Source organism: uncultured Thiocystis sp. (assembly GCF_903866365.1).
Taxonomy (GTDB): Bacteria; Pseudomonadota; Gammaproteobacteria; order Chromatiales; family Chromatiaceae; genus Chromatium.
The window spans coordinates 1-3,688 of sequence record NZ_CAIPNF010000272.1 but is presented as its reverse complement, the minus strand read 5'-3'; the positions used below and the strand labels follow the sequence as shown (position 1 = coordinate 3,688).

2 protein-coding genes are annotated in these 3,688 nt (G+C 64.2%); one reads left to right on the top strand and one right to left on the bottom strand.

Going from position 1 to position 3,688, the window contains the following annotated elements:
* Window positions 1-411 precede the first annotated feature (411 nt).
* The gene (locus QZY07_RS15315; protein ID WP_295404507.1) at window positions 412-1,287 is read left to right on the top strand and encodes a TauD/TfdA family dioxygenase; all 876 of its coding nucleotides are present in this window, start codon (window positions 412-414) and stop codon (window positions 1,285-1,287) included.
* Between the two features lie 403 nt (window positions 1,288-1,690).
* Here the strand turns inward: QZY07_RS15315 and QZY07_RS15310 are convergent.
* The coding region (locus tag QZY07_RS15310) for a nitric oxide reductase activation protein NorD (protein WP_295404505.1) at window positions 1,691-3,688 on the bottom strand (1,998 nt) is incomplete at its 5' end.

The window sequence follows — 3,688 nt, the reverse complement described above, 5'->3', positions numbered from 1 at the left end:
GCAGGGTCAGTCTGAATTCGCGACCCGCGTCCGGGCCGGCGATCAGATCCAGCTCGATGCGATCCAGCGTGATCTTGTGTTCGGCCCGTGCGGCGACGGGCATGACCTGGGTGGCGGCGGGATCCGGATGAGGCATCGGGTATCCAGAGGCTCTCGGCGATTTGATCTGGATCGGATCTTAAACCGCATCCAGGGTGGTGTGCGTCGTTTTCCAACGATCTGGACCGGGCGACCAACATCAGTTTTGTTTATGCGGCGCCTGGGTCGCATTGGCCTCTCGCCACACATCTTCGCGCCAGCCACTGACGAGCATCAATGCCATTCGCCCCGATCCCCGTTAGCGTCTCCGGTTGCGTCGCCGTGCCATTCTGCACATGCGATTGCGAACCGCCAAGAGAGGACAGTCGATCTATGTCAAATTCACCCTTCGATCTCAACGAAGATGCCGCTTATCGGCAGTGGCGCGAGCATAAACTCGCCACTGCCCCGACCGACCTGGGTGCGCTGATCGTCGAGATCGGCGATCCCCGCCGACTCACTCCCGTCCAGCACGCCGCTATCCTGGAGCGCTGCCGGCTGGTCAACATGGCGATCTATGTCGGCAGCACCGGGGACGATCCGGATAAGTCCATCCCGACCGCGTTGGGTGCCAGTTTCGGACTGCATCGTCTCGACCACAACCCCGGTGCCGACGAGGACGCCATTACCTCGCTGACCGTTCAGACCGACGCCCGGCACGAGAACTACATCCCCTACTCCAACCGCCCGATCGCCTGGCACACGGACGGTTATTACAACCGCCCCGAGCGCCAGATCCACGGACTCCTGCTGCACTGCGTCCACCCCGCCGAGCAAGGCGGCGAGAACGCGCTGCTCGATCATGAGATCGCTTACATCCTCGTGCGCGACCGCAATCCGGACTATCTCCGCGCCTTGATGCACCCGGACTGCATGACCATCCCCGCCAATCGTGTCGATGGCGTGGAACTTCGTCCCGACCAATCCGGCCCCGTGTTCTCGATCCGCCCCGATGGCCGGTTGCACCTGCGCTATACCAACCGCGCGCGCAACATCGTCTGGCGCGACGATCCCTTGACCGCGGAGGCCGTCGCCTGTCTCAAGGAGGTTCTTCATGCCGACTCGCCCTGGCATTTCCTCGGGCGGCTCGAAGTGGGCTGGGGGCTGATCAGCAACAATGTCCTGCACACCCGCACCGGCTTCACCGATGGCGCCGTCCCGCGTTTGCTGTACCGGGCGCGGTATTACGATCGGATCGCCGGGAGCTGAAGTAGATCCGTCGCCAGGCGCGATTAGCTACCCGCCGGCTGGCCTTGCGATCGCGGGTTAGCGCCAGAATGGCCAACGCCTTCCTGCCGCCGCTCAAGGTACTGTAGCGAATGGCGCCCAGCCCCCGCGACCACTCCAGAAGCCGCTGTTGCTCGGCCGGTGGAAGACGCAGCAACGCTTGTATGATCGCGGGTTCGGCTGCGGTTTTTTGCACTTCGGACACGGATCTTTCATCTTCAAGGCGTTGCAACCGACCGGACAAATGGCCTGCCGACGTCACGGTCTCAGCGTTGGCAATGGGTTTATGGATCGTTTTCACTTCGCCATCGATGACAGGATTCCCGCCCGAATCGGGCGGGGCCTGTCGTTGACGAGGCGGGGAGCGATCGGCGACTTCAGCGGATTAACCCGTGAGCGCGGCGAACACCGCCGGCAGTCGCTCGGGCAGGCGCTGGATATGGTCGACGATGGAATAGCTGTTCTCGCCGAAGATCCGGGCGACATAGCGGTCCGCCTGGGGGTCGAGCGTCAGGCAGTAGGTGTGGATGCCGAGCATGCGCAGATCGTCGACCGCTTTCTTGGCGTCGTGGCGCAGATACTGCGGATCGCGCTCGTCGATATCGGCGGGTTCGCCGTCGGTGATGACCAGCACCAGGCGCTTTTTGGCCGACTGCTGGGTGAGATGCCAGCCGGCGTGACGCAGCGCGGCGCCCATGCGCGTGGAGAGCCCGCCCTTCATCCCGGCCATGCGCGACTTGGCGTGATCGTCGTAGGGCTGATTGAAATCCTTGAAGCGGTAGTACTGGACATCGTGGCGACCGTCCGAGGCGAAGCCGTGGACGGCGAAGTTGTCGCCGATGGAGTCGATCGCCCAGGCCAGCAGGCCGGTGGCTTCGCGCGTCAGGTCGAGGATGCTCGGGGCGTCCGCGTAGCCCGGTTCGCCCTCGGCCACGCCGACCTTTTCGTTGGTGGACTGCGACAGATCCATCAGGACCACGAGCGAGAGGTCGCGGATGTGGCGGTCGATGCGGATGTTGATGCGCGGGTCGGGCATGACGCCGCGGCGGATGTCGATCATGGCGCGCACGGCGGCGTTCAGGTCCAGTTCCTCGCCTTCCTCGTAGCCGCGCCGACGGACGATGCCCTGGGGTTGCATGGCGTCGATCAGATGCCGGATGCGGCTCGCAACCGGTTTGTGTTTGGTCAGGATCTCGTCCATCCGCTCCGGGTCGCCACGGCCCTGGCGGCGCTCGATGACGGTCGCCCAATCCGGACGATAGAGCTGAACGTGGTAGTCCCACTCCTGATAGTGATAGGGGTCGGAGACCGGTTCCTTGCCCTCCAGTTCGTTGATGGTGCAGCCTTCCTGGTCGAGCCAGAACTCGGTCGAGAGGGTCCAGATCTCCTGGGCGTCGTCGCCGGCCAGTTCGCAGTCCAGTTCATTGACCATCTCGATGACGCTGACGTTGCGCCGGACCTGCTGCTGGGAGACCGGGAGATAGTCGGTCCCGCGCGTGAGGAAAAGATTCTCGTCGAACGCCCAGATAGAGCGGTTATCGTCCCGGTAGGGCAGGGGCCAGGACTCCAGGATGCGCACGCTCGGCAGCGGAACGACCTGGAGAACCCGGTTGTAGAAGGTCACGCCGGCGTCCCAACTGATGCGGTTGTCCTCGCCGCGCTCGGCGAAGACGCGCCGAAAGTCCTCGGCGCTCTCGTTGATCAGCGGATGGGCGTCGCGATAGTCCGCGTCGAGCAGCGCCTGGGCCAGACGCATCATCAGATCCATCATCGGATGACGGTCACCTTCGTCGTCGGCGCCGCCTGGCGGTGTCGTGAAAAATTGTAGCCAGAGTTTTTTCAGGCCGGGAAATTCGCGGATGGCCAGATTCTCGACGCGCGCATCCTCGAAGATCCCGATGAAGGCCATCTGCGCCTGGCTCAGCTGTTCGGCGCTGAGCGGCTGGGTGGTGTAGACCATGTGCGCGGCGCAGTGGGCGGCGGCGGCGCGATAGAGTTCGATTCCGGCGATGCCGCGCCAGGGGTCGAAGGCGTCGGGCAGATGGATCTGGAAATCCTCGACGAAGGGCTTCAGGCCCTGGCGCGATTCATAGTCGCCGGAGGTCGGGCGCATGAAGAAGGCGCGCGCCCAGAGCGCGCGCAGATAGAAATTGAGCCGGCGCTGGTTGTCGACGAAGAGGGTACCGCGACGTTCCTTCTGGAGCACCGATCGGGAGGACTCGGTCTGGAGTCCGAAATAGGCCATCTGTCCGTCCAGATCCCGCGCATGCGCCTGCGCGCCCCAGAGCGCCCAGCGGCGCAGCCCGCCGAGCGTCAGCTTGGAGAGCAGTTCGTCCATGTTCTCCATCATCGGGCGCAGACCGCGCGGGGCCTTGCCGGCGAG

Excerpts from the sequence above, each read along its gene's own strand:
- QZY07_RS15315 (WP_295404507.1), top strand. The coding sequence starts at position 412 with ATGTCAAATTCACCCTTCGATCTCAACGAAGATGCCGCTTATCGGCAG.